1 protein-coding gene is annotated in these 1,008 nt (G+C 34.4%); it reads right to left on the reverse strand.

The genetic code is table 11. The features are described 5' to 3' along the window. Positions 1 to 129 precede the first annotated feature (129 nt). A complete protein-coding gene (locus HMPREF2726_RS05350; RefSeq protein WP_003768017.1) occupies positions 130 to 507 on the reverse strand; it encodes a DUF5339 family protein in 378 nt (125 codons plus the stop codon). Positions 508 to 1,008 lie beyond the last annotated feature (501 nt).

Here is a 1,008-nt window from a genome sequence, read left to right on the forward strand (position 1 = left end):
GCCGTACTGGTTTAAAGTTAATCCACTATATATTGATTAAATCACTTAGTACAGTACTAATCAGTAAAAGCATAAACAAAAAACGGACTCTGAGTAATCAGAATCCGTTTTTCTGCCAAAGGTATCGTATTATTTGGCTTCTTCTTTAGCTGCTTCAGCAGCATCTTTTGCTTCTTCTTTAGCATCGGCAGCTGCTTCTTTAGCGTCTTCTGCTGCTTCTTTAGCTTCTTCTGCTTTATCTTCAGGAGATGCAGCCGGAGCGTTGCCTTTCAACGCATCCAACGATGTTTTACAAGTAGCATCACGTTGGTCAGCAGGCAAGTTTTTCAAAGCTTCTTTGGTTTGTTCGAATGATTTTTGCATCATATCTTTTGTAGCTGCATCGACGTTTTTAGTAGCGTCAGCAAAAGCTTTTTCATATTCATCACAAACAGCAGAAGAACCACCACCACATGCGGACAAGGTCAGAGCGGCCAACAAAGTTGCCAATAAAGCTGATTTTTTCATGAGTCTCTCTTTTTGAATCTTGGTTAAAAAAGAAATTGTATGTTAAACCATTCCTGTGTAGTGTCAAGCATAGTCATTTTGTTTTCCTGACTTAAATCATGGGATTAGGCGAAATTAGGACGGTTTGAAAGAAAAAAGTTAAGTAATGAATACCGTGACTAAGGAATATTTTTATATGGATGGGAAGGCTAATTCCCTTTTATTTTAAAGGGTTAATTTATTTTTGCTGTTGTTTGAATTAATGCGGCATAGAGGGGTTTAGACCATGATATTTAACTTGGTAAAATAACTTCAAAATCGGTTAAATCAAGGTAATTCAAGCTGTTTTTGGATGGGGTGCAATTAAATTTCATATGTCATATTAAATGTATTTTGAATATAGACAATTTAGTTAATTATTTTTGAGGAGTAAGGGTAATTAAACTATATTGAATTATCTATAAACTATAGCATTAGTAATATAACTTGCTATATATAGTGGATTAAATTTAAATCAGGACA

It is taken from the genome of Neisseria sp. HMSC074B07 (assembly GCF_001810355.1).
Lineage (GTDB): Bacteria > Pseudomonadota > Gammaproteobacteria > Burkholderiales > Neisseriaceae > Neisseria.

What these genes read in the sequence shown, in the direction of transcription:
- HMPREF2726_RS05350 (WP_003768017.1), bottom strand. Translation starts at nt 507, where the DNA reads ATGAAAAAATCAGCTTTATTGGCAACTTTGTTGGCCGCTCTGACCTTG.